The following is a 24510-nucleotide window of genomic DNA, read 5'->3' as shown; positions in this document are numbered from 1 at the left end:
GCCGGGTCAGGCCCCGCCCACTTCGAATTCGTCGGTGACCCCGGTGAACGGGTGCAGTGCGCCGTCGAGACCGAGACGGGTCGCGTAGTGCTGGAAACGGTAGCGGCCCGGAGCGGCGTCGAGGGGAATGTCCCAGGTGAATCGGGCCATCGACGTCGCGGTGCCGTGCTTGCTCCAGAAGAACTTCACCGCCCACTCGCCCTCGTTGGCCACCCGCACCCACTCGCCGGAGGCATTCCTGCGCTGCACTTCCAAGAACGTGCCATTGCGGCGGTTGTCGTGCTTGGGATGCGCCGAGACGAATTCGGCCACTACTCGGCCGCCACGGCCGTAGAACGGGTCGGGCTGCACGAGCACCTCGCCGAAACCACGGCCGGGCACGGCGACATCCGGTTCGGCGCCAGGTTGGAAATTCGGCTGGAGATGCGAAACGTCGCGCGGCGCCGGGCCACGCGGCACGTGCTGCCGGGTGGCGAATGCCATAGCCAGACGGGTGAATTCCTGCTGATAGGCGCACAGCGTGTAGCGGCCGAACAGTGTCGACGCGCCCTCGTACTGCTGGGAGTCGTATTCCTCGGGCGTCGTGACGTATTCGTGATAGGCGTTCGCGTAACCCTGCATCAGCACCTGATCCAGCGGAACGTTCAGCACCTGCGCGACGGCACGACGGATCCGCAGACCGGACGTAATCGTGAATTCGCCTCCCGCGGCGGCCAAATAGAGCGCACCGATGCGAACGAGCTGAATCGGCAATACATTCGGCACCCATGCGACCGGAGGCAGCAGTCCGAGCGGCGCGGCGATCACCTTGGGGGCCTGCGCATCCGCCAGCCAGGCCGGTGCGGGCTGAGCGGGATCACCGAGCGACCCGGAGAACGGGTTGCGCACGCCCTCCGGCACGGGTCCGCCGGGCAGGCCTGGGCCGTCCTCGACGCTGCCCGCGATGAGCGAAACACCCGCGGCGGCCGGTGCGGTGCAATGCGGCCGGCCATCGGGCGTGAAACGACCGTCCACGGCGATGTCGGCCAAGTCGATGTAGCAGAGCACGGCATCGACCGGTCCCGCGATCGAGCGTGCCCGAGCCACGGCCGCTTTGGATGCCAAGTACTGCCGCTCGCCGAGGGTACGGGTGTTCTCGAACTCGTCCTCGGTGGGTCCAGAACCCGGCCGCAGGTTCAGATTCGGGGACATGTCGCCCGCGTTGGTCTGCGCGAAGGCGGCGACGAACGAGGCCTTGCCATCCAGGTACCGCACGCCGTGCTCGGTGTGCTCGCAGGAGAACGAGGCGTAACCCTTGTTGTCCGAGCTGATCAGATGGTTCGCGTTGGTCATCGAGGTGTTGTGGGTGGCGAACCAGGTGATCGTCCCGACCGTAGCGCCTCCCTTGCGCAGGGCGAGAACGGTCACCGCGGGATCGATGGCATCGGGGAAGTGTTGTTTGTCCTCGGGCGGATTGAGTTCCCAGGCCACCCGGGAGCGATTCACGCTTGCGTCGTGCAGTTCACCGCGGCCGACCGCAAGGGAGCCGGGGCCGAGATCGGCGTGCGCGGCGGCGATCGCCTCGACGATCCCGTTCACCTCGGCGTCGTACACCTGCTGCTGGAAGCCGAGGATGGACAGGTTGTAGGCATAGTCGTTGCTGGAGCCACCGCAGGTCGCGTGCGAATGCGTCGAGGTGAGCAGGACGTTCTGCTCGGTGTACAGATCGCCGAAGCGCCGAGACAATTCGGTCAGCACGCCCCGGTGCACGGACTGGAAGATCATGCCGTTCTCGGCGACCACGAAGACCACCCGTCGCCCGGCACCGCCGATGATGAACGCCCTGGCCCGCGGACGCAGGTGAATGCCTGCGGTCTGCTGCTCGAGCTGGGAGTAGCCCATCATGCCGCATTCGGCGGCCGGTCCAGTGATGTCGGAGAGGCCGATGCCGATCTCGTAACCGCCGGAATCGGGCGCGGCGCCCGCCGGAGCGCCGAGTGCGTCGCTGATTACCGGCACTGTGGCGGCCGCGAGCGTCGCCGAACCGATCGCCGTTGCGGCCAGAACAGTTCTGCGCGCCACCGGCATACCCGTCTCCCTTCCGTCCGATGCAGCGAACCACACAACTGGTCACTCGTCCAGTCCAAATTTTTCGGTCCGCGAATTGACTGCGCGCGCAGTGCGCGCTTAACTCCCTTGGGTGTCCTCCCGATTGAGCGTCGAAGAACGACGGGCCCACCTTATCGAGGCCGCGATCGGCCTTGCCGAAAAAAAGGGCGTTGCAGGCGTGACCACGCGCGATGTCGCCCAGGCGGCTGGTGTCTCGCTCGGTGTGGTGCATTACTGTTTCGAAAACAAGGACGCGCTGATGACCGAGCTGGTCAAAGCGTTGTCTATGGAATTGCGCGATTCCGTCGACGCGAACGAAGCGGTTTGGCAAGACATCGAAAGTGGAAAAGAAGCCCTTCAAAAATTGGTTCGCGCCGGACTGGAACTCATGTGGCTCAACATAGAAGCCACACCGGAACGACAGCTGCTCACGTACGAAACGACCACTTACGCACTGCGTGAAGGCGAACAGACTCCGGCGAAACTCGCGATCGCGCGCGAGCAGTACAACTTCAACGACTCCACCGTCGCCGACATCCTGGAGCACGCACGCGACGCGACGGCCACCCGGTGGTCGGTCCCGGTGCAGACGCTGAGCCGGTTCACCCTCAACGTCATCGACGGTGTCGTGCTGCGCTGGCTGGTGGACAACGACAGCGAAAGCGTACGGGGGCAGCTGGATCTGCTGAGCGAGATGATCACCAGCTACGCCGAGCAGTAGGCCGCGGCTCAGCTGCGCGGACGCGGCGCACGGACGTGGACGGTCGAGCCGGCACGCCACCAGGGCACCGCGACCGTGGACTTGATCGCGCCGCTCAACCGCACCAGTAGATCCTCGTGCAGCACCAGCTCGCCGTCCTGCGCGGGCAGGGTGAACAGCTGGCGCAGCACGACGCCCAGTGGCTCCACCGCCCAGGTAGTCCGCCGTCCCGCGTCGACGACCTCGGCGGTGACGGCCTCCGAGACCAGCGGCAGATCGAGCAAAGCCGCCAGGGCCGAGGCGGTTTCGGCGTCGCCGACCACCAAGCGGTCCGGTGGTACGGCCAGGCCGAACCACGGCTGATCGAGGACGAACGCGTCGCCCGGATCGACCACGGCGCCGGATAGCGCGCGCACGCGATCGGGCGGGTCTAGGGTGGTGAGATCCAGCAAGTTCGCGGCGACGGCAGCGGACAAACGGGCGTGGGTACGCGAAATGATCTCCGGTACAGGCGCTTTGGACGGGTCGGCGAGCGCTTCCAGCAGCGTGGCAGCCAGCTCGCCGGTGATCGCGTCCGGGTTTGCCAGAACGGCGCGGAAAGCGTCGGGGTCGACGTCCGACACGGCGAAAGCCGGTAGCAGTCCGGCGAATTCGATGTCGGCGGGATGGCGGAACAGTCCCAGCGGAGTGCCGTCGATCCGTGCGTATCCGCGCAGCCACCACGCGGTGTAACCATCGGCGCCGGCCAGCAGGCGGCGCGTCCGCGGGGTTGCCGCCAACTGCCGCAGCGCCTCCGGCCACGCGGCGTCGTCCACCAAGTCGAGGTCACGGACCGCGGCCAGCTCCGGCGGATCGTCCGGCAGCGTCGACCACCAGCGTTCCTCGTCGTCCAAGTCGTGGTCCGGTCCGGTCGGATCGGCCTCGACGAGCACACTGAAATCCCAGCCCACGCCGATGGCGCGCAGCGCGTCCGCGCCGTAACGATCCACCAGCTCGGGGTCGACCGTCCCGAACGGCGCGTCCGCGACCAGCAGATCACGCAGCGGCGCACCGGGCAGCAGCAGTTCGTCGGTGGGCAGCGCTTCACCCTCGGCGCTGGGCAATTCGAGCAGCCCGAGCCAGGACGGCAACGCGGCCTGGTCGGCGTTCGCGGCGAGACGAAGGACGGCGTCGGCGGTGTCGGGATCGCCGGGGTGATCCTCCAGGTCGGCGCGCAAGGCCGGATCGCTCAACAGTTCCTCGGCGGTGGCCGACCGCGCACCGAGCCGCGCCAGCAGCGGATGCATCGCTTCCGGATGCGCCAGCCTGGCCCAGTGCACCGGGATCGCTACCTCGAGGTGGTCGTCCAGCACCACCGTGCGCGGACCGGTGACGAGCCTGCCGTCGGCCAGCGGCACCGCCAGCGCCCCGAGTTCCTCCGCCGCGAGGGGATCGACCACGAAGGGCTCCAACGCCGAGTAGAACGACCGCCACCACGTCGGGGGCCGCTCCAGCCCGCTGGACAACTCCGCGAGGCGGGCCAATCCGATCCGGTGCACGTCGAGCACGCCCATCGCCTCGGCCTGTGGCCGCCCGGAGAGCTCCGGGATCACCAACGGACCGATCACGTCGTCGAGCAGCGCGGCCAATTCCGTGGTCAGACCGGTGAAAACGGATGCCCGGGTGGGAACCGCGATGTCGAACGGCTGGGCCTGCCGCACGGTTGGCGGCGTACCGCCGAAGCCGAACTCAGCCTCCGATCCGCTGGGCACTTCGGCGCATTCCGAGGTCTCCAGCCCGGTGCCCGGCAAGTCATTCGCCGAGCCCGACATGTCGCCGCTGGTAACGACGGGAAGCCACGGGCGAGTTTGCAATTCGCGGATCAGAGCTTCGCGGAGCAGACCATCGGCCTCGCTCCGGGCGAAACCGGGCGCAGGAACGAGCACGAGGCGGTCGCGCGGCGCAAGAGCGCGCGCGAAGTCGGCATATCCTTCGGCCAGCTCGCCCAGGCGGGCGCCGGGCAATAATCTCCGGCGATCCGGTTGCATCGCGATATCGGCGATGAGCAGCGCGGGCAGCGACAGTTCCTCATCGGACCTGGTCGGCGCCCGGAGCACGTCCGCGGCCGCGGCCACCGGCTTGCCGTCGTGCACCGGCAGCAGCCAGCGGGCGCGGGGCGTGCGGTACTGCCACCAGGTCCGTTGTTCGCTGCCGGGGCCGTCGACGTACACCTCGTGCATGCCGTCGCCCATGTCCTCGGCACTGCTGACGAATTCGTCCGTGCCGATCCGGATGCGTTGCAAGGCGGGCAGTTCCAGCAGCAGGTCGACGGCTTCCGCGCGCATCGCGGCCAGCAGGGCGCCGGCGTCCACATCCGCGTGTAAGCGCAGCACGACCTCGGTGTCCAGACCATCGGCAGGTTGCGCCTGGATCGGCCAAGCCAGTCGCAGCACCGGAGGGGCGAATTCGCCCCTGTCGACGGCGGGGACCCGGATCTCGTTGTGGCGCAGGGCGTCCATGGTCCGCGCGCGGGAGAACCGCAGCGATCCCCTGGTCGAGCGCACCTCGATGTCGTCGCTCACCGCGAGCACCGCGGTGAATCCGACGCCGAACCGGCCCACCGTGCCGGTCTCGGCCTTCCCCGACGCCCGCAGGGCGGTCAGCGCGTGCACGCCGGACACATCCAGCGGCGCGCCGGTATTACCGATATGCAGGTTCCGGCCGTCGAGCCGGACGACCAAGCGACCGGCGATGCCAGCCTTACCCGCGGCGTCGGCCGCGTTCTGCGCCAACTCGGTCAGTAGCCGGTCGCGGTAGCCCGCGCGCACCAAGTCGTTCTCGGTGGCGGCGTCCTCACGCAACCGCGTCGGCGAATCGCGCCATGCGGCGAGCACCGCCGCGCGCAGCGCCCAAGTGCCGAACGGATCGGCGGCCGCGGTCAGCTCCGCGGCGATGACGGGAACTCCGGCCGCGCCTCTGCCCCACCGGCCTGCTCGATATCCGAACCGGCTTGTGCACCATCCTCTTCGATCGCGGTCGGCTCGGCGGCCGAAGCCTCGGGCGCGCCAGATTCCGACCCGGGAGCGGGCTCCACGGCGATGGACTCGACCGCGTCCGTCCCGACCACGGCCGACCCAGCCGGATCGGCATCGGACGAGTCCGATTCCATCCCGCTCGGCTCAGCCGCGCTCGCCACCCCTGGGATCAACTCGGCCGGGTTCGACTCCGCCGTGGGCCACTCGGTCACGGTCTCGGCGGACACCGCGCTCGTTACCGCGTCGGGTTCGGGTACGTCGGCGGCCGTGGTCTCGGCGGACGCCTCGGCGACGGTATCGCCTTCGGTCGCGGCGTCACCTTCGGCAACGGCGACGCCCTCGGCCACAGCCGCGCTGGAGATGTCCTCGGCGTGCTCGGCGACAGCGCCGGACCCATCGCTCGTGACCTCGACCGCTGGCTGCTCGCCTGCGCGCTCGGCGGAATCCTGCTCGGCGACGCGAGACGCGGACCGGGCGCGCTCCGGCTCCAGCGAGATCATCTCGATCGCCGCGTCGTCGTACGCCTCGTACAGCGGGGAGCCGCTGCCGCTGGGCACCACGGTGTCGGAGTGGGCGCCGCAGCCGTAGGCGATATGGACCACACGCCCGTCGGCGCCCATGGCGTTGCCGCACACGCCGAACGCGGCGCGCAGCGACCCGGCCAGCGGCAGATAGAAGCCGCAGGTCCCGCAGGTGCCCGGCGCGGCCTTGGCCATCTCGGAATCGGGGCCGTATTCGGCGTACCAGCGCTCGGCCGCCTCTTCGCGACCTTCCCTGCTCATCACCTTGGTGCGGCCGAGACCCACCTCGTAGGCGACTTCGTCGACCACCGGATCGCCGGTCGCGACATAACCGGGGACCAGGCGCGGATCGTCGGCTGGCGGCGCGAGCAGATCGCCCGGCGCGAGGTCACCGGGACGAACCCGCTGCTCCCACGGCACGAATTCGGGCGCGACCAAGGCGTCGGGCCCTGGCAACAGCGCCGACTCGCTGACCGTCGCGTAATCGGCCCCCGGCGGGGCGGCCACCACGACCGCCCACTGCCAGCCGCGATAGCCGGGCAGCGTGGCTTCGAATCGGTGCGTCGCCGAACTCTCGTCCTCGGCGATCACCCCCAGGTACGCCCCCACCGCTAACGGTTCCAACGCCAGGAGCGCACGGCGGGCCAAGTCGACGGCATCGGCCAGAATCGGCCGCACGCCGGACTCCGAAACAGAAACTGCGCTCACGGCCTACATTTTGCCGTATGGAGCGCAATCGGCGTCGGTTGGCCATCAGTGTGCTGGTCGGTCTGCTCGTCGTGGGCGGATGCGGCGCCGCCGAGGACCCGCCACCCAGGATGAAAATCGAGATAGTCGGCACCAGACCGCATGATCGGCAGGCGTTCACCCAGGGACTGGAGGTCCGCGGCGGCATCCTCTACGAAGGCACCGGGCTGGCCGGAGCGTCGAGCGTGCGCGCGTCGCGGCTCGCGACCGGCGAGGAACTGGCCAGGGCCGAATTACCCGCGCCCTACTTCGGGGAGGGCATCACCATCGCCGATGCCACCCTCTGGCAGCTCACCTGGCATGACGGCGTGGCCATCGCCAGGGACCCGGCCACGCTCGCCGAACGCGGCAGGGCACGCTACGAGGGCGAGGGCTGGGGTCTGTGCTTCCGGAATGGGCGCCTGGTGATGAGCGACGGCACCGACCGGCTCACCTTCCGGGATCCGGTCACCTTCGCCGCGACCGGATCGGTCACTCTGACCAGCTGGAACAAGGCACGCCTCAACGAGCTCGAGTGCGCGGCGGACGGGTCGGTCTACGCCAACGACTGGCCCACCGACACCATCCTGCGCATCGACCCGGAATCCGGCCACGTCTCGGCGGCCATCGACGCCACCGGTTTGCTCCCCGCGACCGCGCGAGCCGGCGCCGACGCGCTCAACGGCATCGCCCAACTGCCCGGTACCGACCGATTCCTGATCACGGGCAAGAACTGGCCGACCATGTTCGAAGTCCGCTTCACTCCGGCCTGAGCGACGCCGACCCTACGCGCCGCCACGGAGCGCGAGTGAACGCCCAGCGCGGGAGTACGCCAGAATTGGAGGCGTGACTACTCCCGGCGAACCTTCCGGTCCCGACCGTGATCGGTGGGAACGCGAGGAGTCTCCGCCGTTCCAACGGCATCCCGGTTTCGACCGATACCCGCCACCTAACGCGCCGCGTCGCCGCAGGCCTCTGCCACCGCTCGGGCGGGAAGCGGAACCTACCGCCGGACGGTACGACCAACCGGGGTCGCCAGCGCCGGACCGACGTGCCGAAACGCCGCGGACACCGCAGAATCCCGCGACCGAACGCTTGCCACGCGGAAACGAAACCGAGCAGCCGGAGTCGCCCGATCGCACGCCCCGACGCGTCTTCCCGCGCCGCCCGCAACCGCCCCGGCACACCGAGCCGCCGAGCCGCACCGAACCCGACTATCCCGAGACCCTCGTCCAGGAGCAGGTCGAACCGCCCGAAGCCGCGGATCGGGCCGGCGCGCAGCGCGTCCCCCGCAAGCTCACCGTTACCCGCGTCGCCGCCATGCGCGGCCGGGAACTCACCGAAAAGGGCATCGCGACCTTCCAGCGCGCGGCCAAGGCCGACGGCGCGGACAAGTCGGGACTCACGGCGCTCACTTACGCGACCATGGCGAACTTCGCCCTCGACGCGGCCATCGCGGTGGCACTGGCCAATACCTTGTTCTTCGCCAGCGCCACCGCGGAGAGCAAGACGAATGTCGCTCTGTACCTGCTCATCACGATCGCGCCGTTCGCCGTGATCGCGCCGCTGATCGGTCCGCTGCTCGATCGCCTGCAGCGCGGCCGCCGGCTGGCGCTGGCCGCCTCGTTCGCACTGCGAGCGGTGCTCGCGGTGGTCCTGATCATCGAGTTCGACACCTGGGGGCTGTATCCGCTCGCCCTGTGCATGATGATCGGCAGCAAATCGTTCTCCGTGCTCAAGAGCGCGGTGACGCCGCGCGTGCTGCCGCCCGATATCGATCTGGTTCGCACGAACTCCCGGCTCACGGTGTTCGGCTTGGTCGGCGGCACCATCGGCGCGGGAGCGCTGGCCGGGCTCGCCGCCGCCATCGCGGGGTCCAACGGCGCGTTGGTTTTCGCCACACTGATCGCCTGCGCTGGAACGTATCTGAGCCTGCGCATCCCGTCCTGGGTAGAGGTCACCGAAGGTGAGGTGCCCGCGACGTTGAGCTATCACGGCGCCGACGCGCACACCCAGGTGCTCTCCTCCGGCAAGGAGTCGACGGTGCCGCCGCGCAAGCGCAGGCAGCCGCTCGGCCGCGCGGTGGTGACCGGGCTGTGGGGCAATGGCGCCATCCGCGTGCTGACCGGGTTTCTCACCTTCTACGTCGCGTTCGTCGCCAAGGCAACCGAGCACCGTCCAGTGCAGCAGGCCGCCATGCTCGGCGTGGTCGGCGCGGCGGCGGCCGTCGGCAATTTCGCGGGCAACGCGACCGGTGCCCGGCTCAAGCTCGGCAAGCCCTCGCTGGTCGTGCTCGGCTGCACCGCGGCGTGCGCGTTCGTCGCGCTCTTCGCGACATTCGCGAACAATCTGCTCGGTGCGGCGGTCGCCGCCCTGGTCGCCGCCGCGACGAGCGCGCTGGCCAAGGTTTCGCTGGACGCCGCGATCCAGGACGACCTGCCACCCGAGTCGATCGCTTCCGGCTTCGGGCGGTCGGAGACCGTTCTACAGCTCAGCTGGGTTGTCGGCGGGGCGGCGGGCGTGCTGCTGCCGACCGATTACTGGAAGGGCTTCGCGGTGATCACCGCGATACTCGTGATCGGCTTGGTGCAGACTTTCGTGAGCTTCCGCGGACACTCGCTGCTGCCCGGCCTCGGCGGCAACCGTCCGCAGCACGCGGAGCAAGAGGTTCCCGTCCGGCCACACGGGCACCCGGCGAGCGCAACCCGTGCGCACGGCCACACGCCGCGGCGCGGCGGCGACACCACACACATCCAACGAGGGCAAGGAGACCCGATCTGGTGAGCAAGCTCAACGCACGCACGATCGTCGCGCTGGTCGCGGCCGCCCTGCTCGTGCTCACCGTCGCCTTCGTCGGCGTGCTGGCGGTGCTGATCCGCAACGCCGACGAACCGGACGTCACCCTCACCGCCTACGCGCACGGGAAAACGGTCACCGTACGGCCGTTCAGCTACTGCGCGGTGACCATGCAGGATTGCAGCATCCTGCCCGAGGACACCGTGGAAGGCACGCTGTTCGCGACGCTGGCCTGCGCTCCCGACACGCCGGACTGCCACCGTGGCCGCACCGTCGAGCTGGACGTTCCCGCGGGCTATCCCCTGCAGCTGTCACTGCCGAAGCAGGTCGCCGACGCTCCCTGGCTCGCCCAGCTCGTCTACATCCTGCCGTCCGGCGAGAAGGTCGACCGGGTGATCAGCCGCAACGACTATCCCGACCGGGCCCTCGCACTCACCATCGAGTCGAAACCGGAGCCCGACCTCCGCCTCATCGGTGTCGAATTCCAGCTCCCGATCCTCGCGCGCGACGAAACGGGCAAGGAGTTCTACCTCCCGCACGCCACCTGGTCGATCAGCACGGCGTAACAGCGTTCCCTGGTTACCACCGCAGTCTCGTCGGCAAGCCTTTCGGGTAGAACCCTTGCCACGCTGGGCGGACCTGCCGGTCAGCTCGAACGTTTCGCTGTGATCGCAGCCCGCACCAAGCGGCCGACCGCGTCGATGCGCTCCGAGCTGCCGCTGCCGCCGACTTGCACCACCGTGATGATGACCGCCGTGAAAATGGCTTCCAACGCCATCGCCGTGTCGCGGGGATCGAGATCTTCGGCGATATCCCCGGACTGCTGACCGGCGCGCAGCGAGGTTTCGAGCGCTTGCCGAATACGTTGCGGTACCGGGCCACCGACCAGCCGGGCGAGCAGTCCCGGCTCGCGGCCCGCGAGTACGCGATGCACCAGCGGGTAGGTGGCGAGCCGCGTCACGAACCGCCTGACGACCTCCTGCCAGTAAGCGGCGTCCATCGGCACCTGCTGGGCCAGCGCGTCGTCGCACAATCCAGCGATATCGCGATCGAACGCGGCGACGAAGAGCGCCTCCTTGTCCGCGAAGTGGAAATACACCGCCGACGGCGCCAAACCCAGTTCCCGGGCCACCGCCGCCACCGAGGTGTTGCGGAAACCCTGATCGGCGAACCGGCGACTGGCGACATCGAGGATCGACCGCCGCGTCTGCTCTCCGCGTGCGGTCGTGGACGTCGTCTCGGCTCGTGGCACCACTGCACAGTATCGCGACGCTGACCAGCACAGAAAAGCTTAACTGAATGATTTCGTCAATTCGTCAGTTACAGTGGAGGCGGCCGTTCCACCTTCTTCGAAAGGTCCACCCCTGTGTCCCCATCGACCCCCGATCAGCCCCTCGCGTCCGCTCGTTCGTCTACCCCGAATCGACGTCAGGTTCTCGCGATGATGGCCGCCGCGTCCGCCGCCGTGCCGGTCCTGCGCGGCGGCCTCGGCGCCGAGGCCGCCGCGGTCCCGGCATCGCGGCCGAACATCCTGGTGCTGATGACCGACCAGGAGCGTGCGGATGTCGTTCTGCCCGCAGGCTTCACGCTGCCTGTCCGCGCCGGGCTGGACGCCGCCGGTGTGCGGTTCGCCATGCACCACTCGCCGACGGCCCCGTGCTCGCCGGCCCGATCGGCCTTCTTCACCGGATTGCAGGCCCCGCTCAATGGGATGACCGACAACGTCCGCGGCAATGACCTGATGGGCGCGGCCCTCGGGCCGATGCACGCGTGGAGCCCCAACCTCGATACCGCGATCCCCACTCTCGGGACGGTGCTGAAGAAATCCGGCTATCGCACCGCGTACGTCGGGAAATGGCATTTGTCCGAACCTGTCGGCGCCGACAGCACTGCGCTGTCGGCCTACGGATTCGACGAGGCCTACGACATCCTGCCCGGTGGTGGCCCGAACGAGGGCACCCACGAGGATCCCGGCGTAGTCCGAAACGCGGTCGATTGGCTGCGGCGCCACGGCAACGACCCCGAACCGTGGCTGTGCGTGGTGAGCATGGTCAACCCGCACGACATGATGTACTGCCCGCGTTTCTACCGGCTCGAGGACGTGCCGGACTACGGCGCCGGCATACCGCCGAACTTCGAATCCGACCTGTCGGCCAAGCCGCAAGTGCAGACGGTCTGGCGCACCATGAACGAGGCCGTCGGCGGGATCATGCCCAACGAGGTCGACTCGCCCCTCGGGCGCAGACAGTGGCGGCAGTGGGGCAATTGGTATCTGGAGTTGCTACGTCGCACGGACCAGTTGCTCGGCGAGGTCCTCGACGCGTTGGACCGCAGCGGCGGCGCGGGCAACACCGTGGTGGTCCGGGTCGCCGATCACGGCGAACTCGGTGGCGCGCACGGACTACGGCAGAAGGGAGCGATGATCTACCGCGAGAACAACCGCGTGCCCTTGGTCATCTCCGACCCCAGAAACCCCGCTACGCATGGAAGCACCACCACCGCACTGACTTCGCACGTCGACCTGGTGCCCACCCTGGCCGCACTGGCCGGTGCCGACGCCTCCGCCAACAGCCCGATCGTCGGCAGAGACCTCACCCCGCTACTGGCCGACCCGGCTCGCGTCCTCCGCGACGCCATCCTCGTCACGTCCGACGCCAAATCCAGTGGCGGCCAGGTACCCGGCGTCAAATATTGCCTGCGCGGCGCGCTCACACCTCGTTACAGTTTCGCCCGCTACTCGACGCCCCGGCACATCGCTGGGCCGCGGAGCGAATTCGATTACGAACTCTACGACCGTCAGGAAGATCCCCTCGAAATGCGCAACCTCGCACACCGCGGCGGCGCGGCGGCACTGGTCGAGGAGATGAATGACCTCGTCGATTCGCTTGCCGCCCAGGAACTGCGGCGTCTTTGATCCACCGCGGTCCCCCAATGCCGCGAGTCCCGCCCACTCAACCACACGGCCCCATCCCGATTTTCGAGCGAAGCGAGACCGAGCATCTACCGTTCGCGGGCCGGCTTGCGCTAGTGGTCCAGCTCGCGGGCCACGGCGCGGACGACTTCCGAGATGCGCTGTGCGGTCTTGCGATCCGGGTACTTGCCCTTGCGCAGGTCGGGCTGCACCTTCGCCTCGAGCAGGGTGATCATGTCTTCGACCATGCCGTGCAGCTCGTCGGGGGTGTGCCTGCGCGCGGCAGGTTCCTTGCGCGCGTTGCGTTCCTGGCCCTGCCGGACCGACGGCGGCGCCTCCAGCAGCTTGAGACTCAGCGCCTGGGGGCCGCGACGCCCCGCGGCCATGCCGAACTCGACACGCTGCCCGGGCTTGAGGCCCTCGACGCCCTGTGGCAGCGCGGACGAGCGGACGTAGACGTCCTCACCCTCGTCCTGGGAAAGGAAGCCGAAGCCCTTTTCGACGTCGTACCACTTCACCCTGCCGGTCGGCACTGCGCTCACCCGTTCATCATCGAAAACTCGGACCCCTACGGCCCGAGCACATCCGTCTGCCGGACCGGTCCCGCGGCGGTGCCGCGACCGGTCCTTTTCTCGTGCGAAAAGAACGCGCCCAGCAGGATTGCGGGACGCGGTTGCTATCGAGTCTACCCCGGCGCGAATAACGCAAGCACATCAGTTTTACCGTCGAGCCGTGACGAACTCTTCTACTCCGACGCCATCCGAGGGCGCGCCGCGGCACCGCGGCGATTGGTTGCTGCGGCTCGCGCTCTGCCTGTTCGCGCTGGGATTGCTGGCGATCGTCGTCATCTTCGCCACCCCGGCACTGACCGACGGCGAGCCAGGACTGTGGCTGTATTTCGGCGCGCTGCTCGCGCCGCTGGGGTTCGTCCTCGCCCTCGTGTTCGCACTGCGTTCCGGCCGGAGATCACGCTGAACCGGAGGTACTGCCTCCGGCGCGCCGCACCGGCTATCCGGGGCGATCGTTACCCAGTCGGAGGTGTGATCCTCGTCACATAACGAGAGGGTCACGGAGTGGTGACGACGCATAACCTCAGCGACCGCAGGCTTTCTAGCTGCACTAAGGCGCTTTACAGTGCTCGAGACGGTGTCGAGACCGGTTGGTACACGCCGGTTACCAAATAGTGATTTTTCCCGCGGTTCGTCGTACGGTCTTACCCAGCCGGGACACCCGGCAACCACCGGCCCGCCGCACCGAACCTTGCCCCGCGGGTACCGGACCCCGACGCAAATGTAAGGGGCGAGGGCGGAACGGACGACCTCTCAGTCCGAACCCGAAACCGAAGACGTCGCAGGTGCGCCGAGAGGAAGACGAACCCGATATGAGTGGACGCCATCGCAAGCCAAGCTCGACCGGCCGCACGGTAGCCAAGGTTGCCGTCACCGGCGCCATCATCGGCACCGCCGGTGTGGCATTCGCAGGCAACGCCAGCGCGGCACCCGACTCCGACTGGGATCGACTCGCTCAGTGCGAGGCCGGCGGCAACTGGGGTATCAACACCGGCAACGGTTTCCAGGGCGGGCTGCAGTTCTCGCCGAGCACCTGGCGCGCCCATGGCGGCCAGGAATACGCCGCCTCCGCCAACCAGGCCAGCCGCGAAGAGCAGATCGCGGTCGCCGAGAAGGTCCTCGCCTCGCAGGGCTGGGGCGCTTGGCCATCCTGCTCGTCCAAGCTCGGCCTGAGCAGCGCGCCCACACCCCGCACCGCGCCCGCCACCACCGAAACCCCGGCCTGGAACCCCGCTCCGCAGGCCGCCCAGTCCGCACCGCAGGACAGCTCCAAGCAGGTCTTCTCGGCGGTCGACAGGGCCATCGAGGTCGTGCAGGCCCAGGGCGTTCAGGTACCCAAGGAAGCCCTCGACTTCATCAACGCCGCCAAGACTAGCGGCGTCACGCTCGACCCCGCGATCGTGAACTTCTACGAGGCGAACAAGGGCCTGCTCCCTTCCTGACCCCGCCACGCTCGTGAAGAAGGGCCCCGCATCAACGAAGATGCGGGGCCCTTCCCCTGTAGTCGAGAACGTTCCGGCGCGCTCAGCGGTTGATCACCGTGTTCGGGTGCATGTAGGGCAGCTGCTCGGCGGGGACCGGAAACTCGGTGTCCTCGCCGTAGGGCGAGAGACCACCGGAGCGGGCCGAGGAGAGTTCGGTGACCGCATGGTCACCGTCGACGACCTTCGGCCAGCCGTTGTCGACATAGGATTTCTTAGATTTGTTCACCACGGCCCCCATGCTAGCTGTGCCGCTTCTCCGGGTCTCGAGGCCGTACTAGTCGGGTGGTGTGGGATTTGCGTTCAGGTCCTGCGTTGGGGCCGCCCAGGTTTTGGGCGTACCCGGTGAGTTACCCCTGTGCTTTCGAAATCGGTCGTCGCGTGACGGACGCGCTTGCCCCGGACCGGCGTCGTAGGGTGGATGGGATGACCGCGACCGACTCCCTCGCCGGATGGCTCGGTGGCCGTAGTGATGCCCAGCTCGTCACGCTGCTGCAGCTTCGGCCCGACCTGGCCGTGCCGCTGCCCTCCTCGATGGCTGTGCTCGCCGCCCGCACCGAGCAGCGCGCCTCGGTGCTGCGCGCCACGGAGGACCTGAACACGCTCGAATTCGCCATTCTGGAAACCCTTGCGCTGCAGGGCACGCGCACGGCCCAGGGCGGGCACACCACGGGCGGTGGTCCGCCGCGCAGCGAAGACCTGCACGTGCAGCTGAGCGAACGGGTTTCCCCCGCCGCGATCGACGAGGCGCTCGAGCGCCTGACCGCACGCGCGCTGGTATGGCGCGATGACGAGCAGCGGTGGCATCTGATTCCCGCGGCCGCCGAGGCGTTGCCGTGGCCGATCGGCAGCGCGACCGAGATTCCCGACACGCTCACCGAACCCGAGGTGGTCGCCGCCCTCGCCGAACTCGCTCCCGCCGAACGAGCCCTGCTGGACAAGCTGGCCACGACCGGCCCACGCGGGCGTACCAGAGACGCCGCACCGGGCACCCCCGCCGATCGCCCGATTCAGCGGCTGCTCGCGCGCAGACTGCTGCACTGGATCGACGACGAGACCGTCGAACTGCCGGTCACGGTCGGCCAGGTGCTGCGCCGCGAACCGGTCACCCACCCGCATGCGCTGACCCCACCGCAGCCGCGTCACACGCAACTCGCGCCCACCGAGGTCGACGCCGTCACCGCGGGCGAAGTGGGCGAGCTGCTTCGGCACTGCGCGAACGTGCTCGAAGTACTCGGCCAGGTCCCTGCCCCGGCATTGCGCGCAGGCGGACTGGGTGTGCGGGAGCTGCGCCGCATCGCCAAGCAGGCCGGCATCGACGAGCCGAGAGCCGGATTGCTGGTCGAACTCCTGGCAGCGGCGAAACTGCTGGAGAAGGGTTTGCCAGACCCGCCACCGGACTTCGACGCGACCGAGGACTTCTGGGCGCCGACCCCAGCGGTCGACGCGTGGCTTCAGGCGCCGCCGGCGCGGCGGTGGGCTACCCTCGCGCTCACCTGGCTCGAACTGGACCGGATGCCGTGGATGATCGGTATGCGCGACGCCAACGACAAGCCGCTGGCGGCGCTGTCGCTGGAGTTGCGCACCCCGCACGCACAGCGCGACCGGCACACCATCCTCAGCCTGCTCGCGGAGTATCCGTCCGGCACCGCACTGGACCCGGCGGATATCGGCCGGGTGCTGGCGTGGCGGCAGCCGCGCAGGCGCCGCAATTTCCGGCCGGAGGTGGTCGAGCAGACCCTGGCCGAAGCGGCGGCAATGGGCTTCGTCGGCCGCGGCGCGCTCGGCTCAGCGGCGCGGGCGCTGGTGCGCGGGGCGGCGACCGACGTGACCGCCGCCGAGGCGGAGATGGAGGCGGCGCTGCCGGAGCCGGTCGATCACGTGCTGGTCCAAGCGGATCTGACGGTGATCGCTCCGGGCCCGCTGACGACGGATCTTCAGCATGGCATCGCTCTCGTCGCCGACGTCGAATCAGCCGGTGCGGCAACGGTGTATCGGATCAGCGAGTCCTCAGTGCGCCGCGCCCTCGACGCGGGCTTGTCCGCGGCCGAACTACACGCGTTGTTCGCCAAGCACTCCCGGACACCGATCCCGCAGGCCCTCTCCTACCTGATCGACGACGTGGCGCGGCGGCACGGTCAGTTGCGCGCGGGTATGGCGCAGTCGTTCCTTCGCACCGACGACCCGGCACTGCTCGCGCAGGTGCTGTCCGCGCCGGTAGCGAATGCGCTGGCGCTGCGGTCCATCGCACCGACCGTCGCCATCGCCCAGGCGCCATTGAGCGAAGTGCTGGAACAGCTGCGGGCGGCGGGTTTCGCACCCGCGGGCGAGGATTCGGCAGGTGCGATCGTCGATCTGCGCCCGCGCGGCGCGCGAATCGCGGTGCGGCCCGCCGCGCGGCAGCCGTATCGCCCGACGCCGCCCAGCGCCGAGCAGCTGGAGTCGTTGGTCACGGAACTACGCGCGGGGGAACGCGCCGCGAGCGCCCGCTCGGGTCACGCGGTGCGCCCGGACGGCACCCGGACCAATACCGCGGCGACCCTCGCCCTGCTCCAGCTGGCGGCGCGGGTGCGGCGGTCGGTGAACATCGGCTACGTCGACGCCCAGGGGGTCGCCACGCAGCGGGTGGTGGAGCCGTTGAAGGTGGGCAACGGGCAGTTGGACGCGCTGGACCCGGTGACCGGCGCGGTCCGGCACTTCACTCTGCACCGGATCGCGTCGGTTGCCCTGTTGGAGTGATCAGTTCTTCGGCTTGGCCGTGCAGAAGGTCGCCTTGGGGTCGGTTTCGATGAGGCGGAAGCCGTCGGCGTCATCGCTGCACAGCAATTCGTCGGCTTGGCCGTCGATCCGCTTCAGCACACGGAAGGTCGCTTCCGGGGAACCGCAGTCGACGTGCTTGTATCCGGTCGCATTGCTCTCGTTATAGCAGCGGCCTTCCTTGAAGTTCGGCGCCAGGCACAGGAACGCGGTGGTCCCGCCGCCCACGGTCTCCTCGTAGGAGGTGTAGTCGGCGGCGCAGTCGGTCTTCTTGTCGTAGGACTGCGCGATCTTGTACACGGCCTTGTCCGACGAGCAGTCGACCGGCTCGGTCTTGGAATCGACCGCCGAGCCCTCGATGACGTTGATGCAGTCGCCGACCTCGGCCTTGGCGGTGTCGGATTTGCCCGCTTCCCCGATCAACGAACATCCGGCCACCGTGACCACCACTGCGGCTACCGCGACGAGGGCGAGCACAACGCGTGCCAGCAGCCTCGCTCCTGGAAACTTCACCTGTAAACCTCTCTCACCGAACACGTTCACGGGCCCGTGAACGCGGTGAGGATAACCCGGACGACCACGGGGGCCGCAGGGGTGTCACTCACATGTGCAGCCCGAAGAGGCCCAGAAGTGACAGACCGATGATGGTGGGGACCAGACGGCCGAGCAATTGGAACGCAGAGTAATTCACTAGCAATGCCTTTCGCATTTCAGCGACTGGACTTTTGTCCAGCATGCGGTTTGTGTCGCTGCGCGAGACCGTGTCGTTACGCTTGGTCGGTATGACGGTCCAGGACGTCGCGAACGACCTGTACGGATTGGCTCCCGCGGACTTCGTCGCCGCCCGCGCGGACCGGGTCGCCGCAGCGAAGAAGGCGGGCGACAAGCAGCTCGCGACCGCGATCGGCAAACTGCGCAAACCCACCCTGTCCGCCTGGACGGCGAATCTGCTCGCCCGCGCGGCGCCCGACGACGTGGACGCCCTGCTGCGGCTGGGCGCGGCGCTGGCCGCGGCACAGCGAGAGCTGTCCGCCGAGCAGCTGCGCAGCCTGACCGCCCAGCGGCAGCAGCTGGTCAACGCGCTGGCCAAGAAGGCGGGCGCGCTGGCCGCCGAGCGTGGACACCCGGTGGGTGAGGGTGTCGTGCGGGAGGTCGGCCAGACGTTGACGGCGGCCCTCGCCGAGCCCGACGTGGCCGAGCGGCTGCGCACGGGAACGCTCGCCACGGCGGCGAGCTACGAAGGCTTCGGGCCGAGCGGGCCGAATCTGCTCGCGGTGCCCGAACCGTCGACACCGCACCGGGCACCGTCGGAGCCGAAGGCGGACGACAGTGCGCGCCGAGAACTGGAGGACGCGCGGGAAGCCCTCGAAACCACTCGTGCAGAACGGGATTCGGCCCAATCGGCGCTCGACGACGCGGCACGGGCACGGTCCGACGTGGAAGCGCGCATCGCCGCGTTGCGCGACGAACTCACACAGGCCGAAGAGCAGCGGCAGTTCCGCAAGTCGGCCGAGCGGTCGGCGAAGGAGCACCTGCACGCCGCACAACGCCAGCTGGATCGAGCCGAACGCAGGGTGGCAAAAGCGCGTCAGCGCGTCGACAGCGAGTGACCCACCCCGCTCCGGGGACAACCGCCTTTGCGACACAACTTCGATCGCACTACGCAACAGCTGATCTCAGAAGTACATGGGTAACTCACCGGGAACGCCCAAACCCGAGCGGCACCCAACGCAGGACCTGAACGCAAATCCCGCGTCAACCGACTAGTACGGCCTAAGGCCCGGAGAGGCTGGGAAGCAACAGGTATTGCTCCGGCGGCGGCTCGGTGCGGTTGAGCCACGCGTCGAAGAAACCGGTCAGGTCTATGGGCGACCTGGACTGCACGAACGCGCGGAACTCCGGCATGGAGGCGTTGCCGTAGGCGTGTGCCGCGAGGAAGTCCCGCACGGCCGGGAAGAACACCGCGTCGCCGATCTGCTTGCGCAGTGCGTGCAGGAACAGCGGGCCCCGGTAGTAGACCGAGGTGAATTCTCGTCCGGCGCCAGGGTTTTCCAGCGGAATGTCCCAGAACTTCGGATTGTCGTGGTGCTTGCGAATGGTCTCGCGGTAGTCCTCGTCGACGTTCTTACCCTCCATCCGCTCGGGCCACAGGTAGTCGGCGGTGTAGCTGGCGAAGCACTCGTTGAGGCAGATGTCCGACCAGTGGCGCACCGACACCCAATCGCCCCACCACTGGTGCGCGATCTCGTGCACGACGGTCTGCAGGTCGATTTTCGGCGCGTAGATGGGGCGGGTCTGGGTTTCCAGCGAGAACTCGATATCGGCGTCCAGGTAGATGCCGCCAGCGGTCTCGAACGGATATGGGCCGTAGAGGCTTTCGGTGAAATCGAGGATCTCCGGCAGACGCTGCTCGGTCTCGCGGTGGCGACTTTCCGCGTTCGGCGCGAACGCGCTGACCAGCGGGGTGCCATTGGCGCGGCGCTGCTCGAGGTAGTCGAACTTGTCGATGGCGACGGTGGTCAGATAGCCGAGCACCGGCTTGGTGGTCACCCAGCCCACGGTCCGTTTGTCATCGCGCACCACGTTCTCGGTTCGCACACCGTTGGACACCACCTCCCATTCCGCAGGAACCGTGGCGTGCAGCTCGAACGTGGCCTTGTCCAGCGGGGTGTCGTTGAGCGGGTACCAACTCGTCGCCGAGTGCGGCTCGCCCGCGACGAACGCTCCGCCGCTGGGCGCGAAGGTCCATCCCTCGCCTGCGGTGTCCATGGCGGGCCCCGCGTAGTCGACGGTGACGACGAACGGCAGGCCGGGCAGCAGCGGAAGCATCGGCGTGACGGTCAACTCGTGCTCGCCGTTGCGTTCGAACGCGGCGGGCAGGTGGTTCACCGACACCATGCGCACCTCCGGTCCCGCGAAGTCGAGGTTGAATCTGCGCAGCGCCTGGGTGGCGGTGGCGAAGATCCCGGTGGATCCGGTGAGCTGGTGGCTCGGTGGGTCGTAATCGATGCCGACGCGGTAGTGCTGAACGTCGTAGCCGCCGTTGCCGTCCAGTGGGTAATAGGCGTCATCCAGGCCCGGCGCGCCGACGAGCGGGTCCGCGGACGAGTCGGCGTGCGCGGGCGGCGACGACACGGCGACGAACGCGCACGCGACCGCCGCGCACATCCAACCGGACAACCTCATACGAACGACCACCCCTCTGCAACCCCACCTCTTTTCGGTGCCGACGCACCGACCTCGCAGGATGGTAGCCGCTTCAGTCGGTGCTGCCGGTCAACGCCACCGACGCGCCGACACCGAAGATCATCACACCGCCCGCGCTGCCGACCGCCTCCAGCCTGCGCGGCGACCGGGCGAACCAGGACCTGGCCGAGGAGGCCAGCAGGGCCCACGCGCTGTCGGAGACCAGCGCGATGGCGAGGAATACCGTTCCCAGAAGCAGGAATTGCCAGGACAACGAGCCGCTGGCCGGGTCGGCGAAGTGCGGCAGCACCGCGGAGAAGAACACGATCGCCTTGGGATTGGTCAGCCCGACGATCGCGCTCTGGCGCAGCACCCGCGCATTGGGCGTCGGTTCGACGGTGCTGCCCAGCGCCGCGCGCAACGCCCCGCGCTGGCGAATAGCTTGGACTCCCAGATACATCAGATACAGCGCGCCCGCGAACTTGACCACGGTGAGCGCCAGCGCCGACGCCGTGAGCAGCGCGCCGAGCCCGATCGCGACCAGGACCAACGCGACATAGACGCCCGCCGCATGCCCGAGCACCGACAGCAGCGCCGCCCGCCGACCGAGGGTGAGCGCGCGGCCGACGGTGAACAGCACGCCGGGGCCCGGCACGACGATGATGACGACTGCGGCGGCGATGAATGCCAGCAAATTGGACGCTGGGAGCATCTTTCGAGTGTAGGCATACCCGCAACCGGAAAACCGGGACTTCGCAGCAGGGTTCAGGAACCGAGCTCACCGGGCAGCTGGTGCGGATCCAGCAGCAGTCGTTTCGTGGTGGTGCGCCGCACCTTGTCGGCCAGCGCGAGATTGTCGGTGAGCAGCCGCCACTCCACCTCACTGATCGCGGCGCGAGCGCGTTCGATGACCGACCCGTCGGTGGTGCCCCAAGCAATCGGCATGGCGTTCACCGACTGCCAGCGCTCGCCCACCTGTCGCGGCGCCCGGTCGGTGCGCACCGCGACCGAGGGCACCCGCTCGCCTGCCTTGGCTTGGTGGCCGGGCAGGGTGCGGACCTTCCTGGTGACCAGGGCGTAGCGCGGATCGCTCGTTTCCGGCGTGGACACGTCGACCAAGGCGAGTAGCACCGCACCGGACGGGTAGGTCTCCGAGACCACCGCGGGGACCAGCTCACCATCCGCGTAGAGCTTGTCGATGCTGGAATGCCGCGGCGTCCACAGCGCCACCCACAGCGCGGTCACCGCGCCGAGCGCGAACGCGACCGCGAGCAGATACGCCCAGGTATGGTTCAGCCAGATCAGGAACGCCGTTCCGGTCGCCGCGACCACCGCGGCGGCGATCGCCATGAGGCGCAGGCGTCGAAGGTCGGCGAAGACTTCGTTGACCGCGTGGGCATGCTTGCGGTCCACCGCGAATTCGAAGCGTCGCACGACCTCATTCCTAGCACAGCTTGCGGAGGGATTGTCTCCGCTTATCCAATGGCGGGGCCGAGCAAGTCGTCGGCATCCGTGATGCGGTAGGCATACCCCTGCTCGGCGAGAAAACGCTGGCGATGCGCGGCGTATTCGGCGTCGAGGGTGTCGCGGGCGACCACCGAGTAGAAATGGGCCTGGCCGCCGTCGTGCTTCGGCCGAAGCAACCGGCCGAGGCGCTGTGCCTCCTCCTGGCGCGAACCGAAGGTGCCCGAGACCTGCACGGCCACCGATGCTTCCGGCAAATCGATGGAAAAGTTCGCGACCTTGCTCACCACCAGCACCGGGATCTCTCCGCGCCGGAACGCGTCGAAGAGTTCCTCGCGCTCTTTGGTTTTCGTCGAACCCTGGATCACCGGGGCGTCGAGCGCGGCGCCGAGTTCGTCCAGCTGTTCCAGGTAGGCGCCGATGACCAGGCTCGGCGCGTCTTGATGCTGGGCCAGGATCGACTCCACCACGGCAATTTTGGTGTGCGCGGTGGAGCACAGCTTGTAGCGCTCCTCCGGCTCGGCTGTCGCGTACGTCATCCGTTCGGCATCGGTCAGCGTGACCCGGACCTCGATGCATTCGGCGGGCGCGATCCACCCTTGAGCCTCGATATCCTTCCAGGGCGCGTCGTAGCGCTTCGGGCCGATCAGCGAGAACACGTCGCCTTCGCGGCCGTCCTCGCGGACCAAGGTCGCGGTCAGGCCGAGGCGGCGGCGGGACTGGAGATCGGCGGTCATCCGGAAGACCGGGGCGGGCAGCAGGTGCACCTCGTCGTAGATGACCAGGCCCCAGTCGCGGCTGTCGAACAGTTCCAGGTGCTTGTACTCGCCTTTGGTGCGGCGGGTGATCACCTGATAGGTGGCGATGGTGACCGGCCGGATCTCCTTGCGTTCGCCGGAGTACTCGCCGATCTCGTCCTCGGTGAGCGAGGTGCGCGCGAGCAGTTCGCGGCGCCACTGCCTGCCCGCCACCGTGTTCGTGACCAGGATCAGCGTGGTCGCCTTCGCCTTGGCCATCGCCGCCGCACCGACCATCGTCTTACCCGCGCCGCAGGGCAGCACCACCACGCCGGACCCGCCCGCCCAGAACGAGTCGGCGGCCATCTGCTGGTAGTCGCGCAGATGCCAGCCGTCGGTCACGTAGTCGAGTTCGATCGGGTGCGCCTCGCCGTCGACGTACCCCGCGAGGTCCTCGGCGGGCCAGCCGATCTTCAGCAGCATCTGTTTGATCCGGCCGCGCTCGGACGGGTGCACCACCACGGTGTCCTCGTCGATGCGCGTGCCGAGCATCGGCGCGATCTTCTTGTGCCGGAGCACCTCCTCCAGCACCGCGCGATCCAGGCTGACCAGCGTCAATCCGTGCGCGGGATGCTTGACCAGCTGCAACCGGCCGTAGCGCGCCATGGTGTCGACCACGTCGACGAGCAACGGCTGCGGCACCGCGTACCGGGAGAAACTGACCAGCGCGTCCACCACCTGCTCGGCATCGTGCCCCGCCGCCCGCGCGTTCCACAGCGCCAGCGGCGTCACCCGGTAGGTATGCACATGCTCCGGCGCCCGTTCCAACTCGGCGAACGGCGCGATCGCCTGCCGCGCCGCATCGGCCAACTCGTGGTCGACCTCCAACAGCAGCGTTTTGTCACTCTGCACAATCAGCGGACCGTCGGTCACAGTCCCTCCTCGTATCGATTCCCCGCCATTCTCCCCGATCCCCCCGACAACCCCGCAGGTTACCGGGCTATTCTCCGCGATGCGCGGGCATGGCAGCGATGGGGTGTAACAACGAGAGGGCGCGATGTCTTCCCCTGATGCGCAGCGACCGTCAACTAGACCGCGACGGCGAGGGAGCGGCGAAACCACTCCTCAGCTGCCCAACGCACCCAGTGTCGACAACTAGGCCGAGGCCAACGAGGCGTTCCCTCAAGTCATGGCTCTAGGTAGAGCCGCTCGCAGGAGAGGCGGGGAAGGCCCTCCGCGCCGTCCGCGAAGACTTCCACCCCGTCGCCGTAGTGGATCTCCCTCCACTCCTTCGCGAATGCCCGCGCCGCTGTGGTGCAGGCGGCGAATCGGCACGTTCCAGGAGATGGATATCTTCCAGGGCGGCGGCTCAGGTCGCCTCGTACTGGCGGCGTACATGAACGAGCACGTGTATCCACTGCTGCGACGGACGCACACCGAGGAAGTACGTGCGGCGCTGTACGGCGCGGCGGCCGAACATGTGGAAGCGGTCCGTGACGTACAAGCGATGGCTAGTCGCGCCTCTTCGCGGCCGGTGTCGTACTCGGTGTTCGGCCTCGC

At 68.4% G+C, this 24510-nt stretch carries 19 protein-coding genes and 1 pseudogene; 9 read left to right on the top strand and 11 right to left on the bottom strand.

The window, feature by feature from the left end:
* Window positions 1–6 precede the first annotated feature (6 nt).
* On the bottom strand, window positions 7–2067 hold the full coding sequence (locus tag AB0M45_RS07175) for a neutral/alkaline ceramidase (RefSeq protein ID WP_364323835.1): 2061 nt from the start codon (window positions 2065–2067) through the stop codon (window positions 7–9).
* A 124-nt stretch (window positions 2068–2191) separates the two neighbouring features.
* Here AB0M45_RS07175 and AB0M45_RS07170 point away from each other — a divergent pair, with 124 nt between their 5' ends.
* The gene (locus tag AB0M45_RS07170; RefSeq protein WP_364323833.1) at window positions 2192–2809 is read left to right on the top strand and encodes a TetR/AcrR family transcriptional regulator; all 618 of its coding nucleotides are present in this window, start codon (window positions 2192–2194) and stop codon (window positions 2807–2809) included.
* Between the two features lie 8 nt (window positions 2810–2817).
* Here AB0M45_RS07170 and AB0M45_RS07165 read toward each other — a convergent pair whose 3' ends face one another.
* Window positions 2818–5661 (bottom strand): ATP-binding protein, encoded by a 2844-nt coding sequence (locus AB0M45_RS07165; protein ID WP_364323831.1) that lies wholly within the window; start codon window positions 5659–5661, stop codon window positions 2818–2820.
* A 635-nt stretch (window positions 5662–6296) separates the two neighbouring features.
* Window positions 6297–7031, bottom strand: a pseudogene (locus tag AB0M45_RS07160) (DUF3027 domain-containing protein); the annotation flags it as partial.
* Between the two features lie 17 nt (window positions 7032–7048).
* Here AB0M45_RS07160 and AB0M45_RS07155 point away from each other — a divergent pair.
* The 3 genes from AB0M45_RS07155 (at window position 7049) to AB0M45_RS07145 (ending at window position 10411) form a co-directional block, all read left to right on the top strand.
* A complete protein-coding gene (locus tag AB0M45_RS07155) occupies window positions 7049–7822 on the top strand; it encodes a glutaminyl-peptide cyclotransferase (protein ID WP_364323829.1) in 774 nt (257 codons plus the stop codon).
* Window positions 7823–7895: 73 nt separating this feature from the next.
* Complete coding sequence (locus AB0M45_RS07150) at window positions 7896–9833, top strand: MFS transporter (protein ID WP_364323828.1); 1938 nt, start codon at window positions 7896–7898, stop codon at window positions 9831–9833.
* Complete coding sequence (locus tag AB0M45_RS07145; protein ID WP_364323827.1) at window positions 9830–10411, top strand: DUF2771 domain-containing protein; 582 nt, start codon at window positions 9830–9832, stop codon at window positions 10409–10411. The genes AB0M45_RS07150 and AB0M45_RS07145 overlap by 4 nt, the downstream gene beginning before the upstream one ends.
* Before the next feature lie 80 nt (window positions 10412–10491).
* Here AB0M45_RS07145 and AB0M45_RS07140 read toward each other — a convergent pair whose 3' ends face one another.
* Window positions 10492–11097 carry a TetR/AcrR family transcriptional regulator gene (locus AB0M45_RS07140; RefSeq protein WP_364323826.1) on the bottom strand — a complete coding sequence of 202 codons (606 nt, stop codon included), beginning with the start codon at window positions 11095–11097 and terminating at the stop codon, window positions 10492–10494.
* A gap of 189 nt (window positions 11098–11286) precedes the next feature.
* Between AB0M45_RS07140 and AB0M45_RS07135 the strand changes: the two genes are divergently transcribed.
* Window positions 11287–12759, top strand: coding sequence for a sulfatase-like hydrolase/transferase (locus AB0M45_RS07135; RefSeq protein WP_364323824.1), 1473 nt, complete (start codon window positions 11287–11289; stop codon window positions 12757–12759).
* Between the two features lie 110 nt (window positions 12760–12869).
* On the opposite strand, the gene AB0M45_RS07130 is transcribed toward AB0M45_RS07135, so the two are convergent.
* Window positions 12870–13289 (bottom strand): cold-shock protein, encoded by a 420-nt coding sequence (locus tag AB0M45_RS07130; RefSeq protein WP_039795090.1) that lies wholly within the window; start codon window positions 13287–13289, stop codon window positions 12870–12872.
* 199 nt (window positions 13290–13488) lie between these two features.
* Here AB0M45_RS07130 and AB0M45_RS07125 point away from each other — a divergent pair, with 199 nt between their 5' ends.
* On the top strand, window positions 13489–13731 hold the full coding sequence (locus tag AB0M45_RS07125) for a hypothetical protein (protein WP_364323822.1): 243 nt from the start codon (window positions 13489–13491) through the stop codon (window positions 13729–13731).
* Between the two features lie 406 nt (window positions 13732–14137).
* Window positions 14138–14767 carry a resuscitation-promoting factor Rpf1 domain-containing protein gene (locus AB0M45_RS07120; protein ID WP_364323820.1) on the top strand — a complete coding sequence of 210 codons (630 nt, stop codon included), beginning with the start codon at window positions 14138–14140 and terminating at the stop codon, window positions 14765–14767.
* Window positions 14768–14849: 82 nt separating this feature from the next.
* On the opposite strand, the gene AB0M45_RS07115 is transcribed toward AB0M45_RS07120, so the two are convergent.
* Entirely contained in the window at window positions 14850–15038 is a 189-nt protein-coding gene (locus tag AB0M45_RS07115) for a hypothetical protein (protein WP_364323819.1), read from the bottom strand.
* Between the two features lie 194 nt (window positions 15039–15232).
* On the opposite strand from AB0M45_RS07115, the gene AB0M45_RS07110 reads away from it, so the two are divergent.
* The gene (locus AB0M45_RS07110; RefSeq protein WP_364323817.1) at window positions 15233–17545 is read left to right on the top strand and encodes a helicase-associated domain-containing protein; all 2313 of its coding nucleotides are present in this window, start codon (window positions 15233–15235) and stop codon (window positions 17543–17545) included.
* On the opposite strand, the gene AB0M45_RS07105 is transcribed toward AB0M45_RS07110, so the two are convergent.
* A complete protein-coding gene (locus tag AB0M45_RS07105) occupies window positions 17546–18076 on the bottom strand; it encodes a hypothetical protein (RefSeq protein ID WP_364323815.1) in 531 nt (176 codons plus the stop codon).
* A gap of 269 nt (window positions 18077–18345) precedes the next feature.
* Between AB0M45_RS07105 and AB0M45_RS07100 the strand changes: the two genes are divergently transcribed.
* On the top strand, window positions 18346–19173 hold the full coding sequence (locus AB0M45_RS07100) for a hypothetical protein (RefSeq protein ID WP_364323813.1): 828 nt from the start codon (window positions 18346–18348) through the stop codon (window positions 19171–19173).
* 163 nt (window positions 19174–19336) lie between these two features.
* Here the strand turns inward: AB0M45_RS07100 and AB0M45_RS07095 are convergent, their stop codons facing one another.
* From AB0M45_RS07095 to AB0M45_RS07080, 4 genes are all read right to left on the bottom strand, one after another.
* Complete coding sequence (locus AB0M45_RS07095) at window positions 19337–20749, bottom strand: M1 family metallopeptidase (protein ID WP_364323811.1); 1413 nt, start codon at window positions 20747–20749, stop codon at window positions 19337–19339.
* 73 nt (window positions 20750–20822) lie between these two features.
* Window positions 20823–21461, bottom strand: a complete 639-nt coding sequence (locus tag AB0M45_RS07090) for a LysE family translocator (RefSeq protein WP_364323809.1) — start codon at window positions 21459–21461, stop codon at window positions 20823–20825.
* A gap of 53 nt (window positions 21462–21514) precedes the next feature.
* Window positions 21515–22183, bottom strand: coding sequence for a DUF3239 domain-containing protein (locus AB0M45_RS07085; RefSeq protein ID WP_364323807.1), 669 nt, complete (start codon window positions 22181–22183; stop codon window positions 21515–21517).
* 41 nt (window positions 22184–22224) lie between these two features.
* On the bottom strand, window positions 22225–23883 hold the full coding sequence (locus AB0M45_RS07080) for a DNA repair helicase XPB (protein WP_364323805.1): 1659 nt from the start codon (window positions 23881–23883) through the stop codon (window positions 22225–22227).
* Window positions 23884–24510 lie beyond the last annotated feature (627 nt).

The organism is Nocardia sp. NPDC051787, from assembly GCF_040681325.1.
Taxonomy (GTDB): Bacteria; Actinomycetota; Actinomycetes; order Mycobacteriales; family Mycobacteriaceae; genus Nocardia.
The sequence above is the reverse complement of the archived record's forward strand: the minus strand, read 5'-3'. Positions and strand labels throughout refer to the sequence as shown.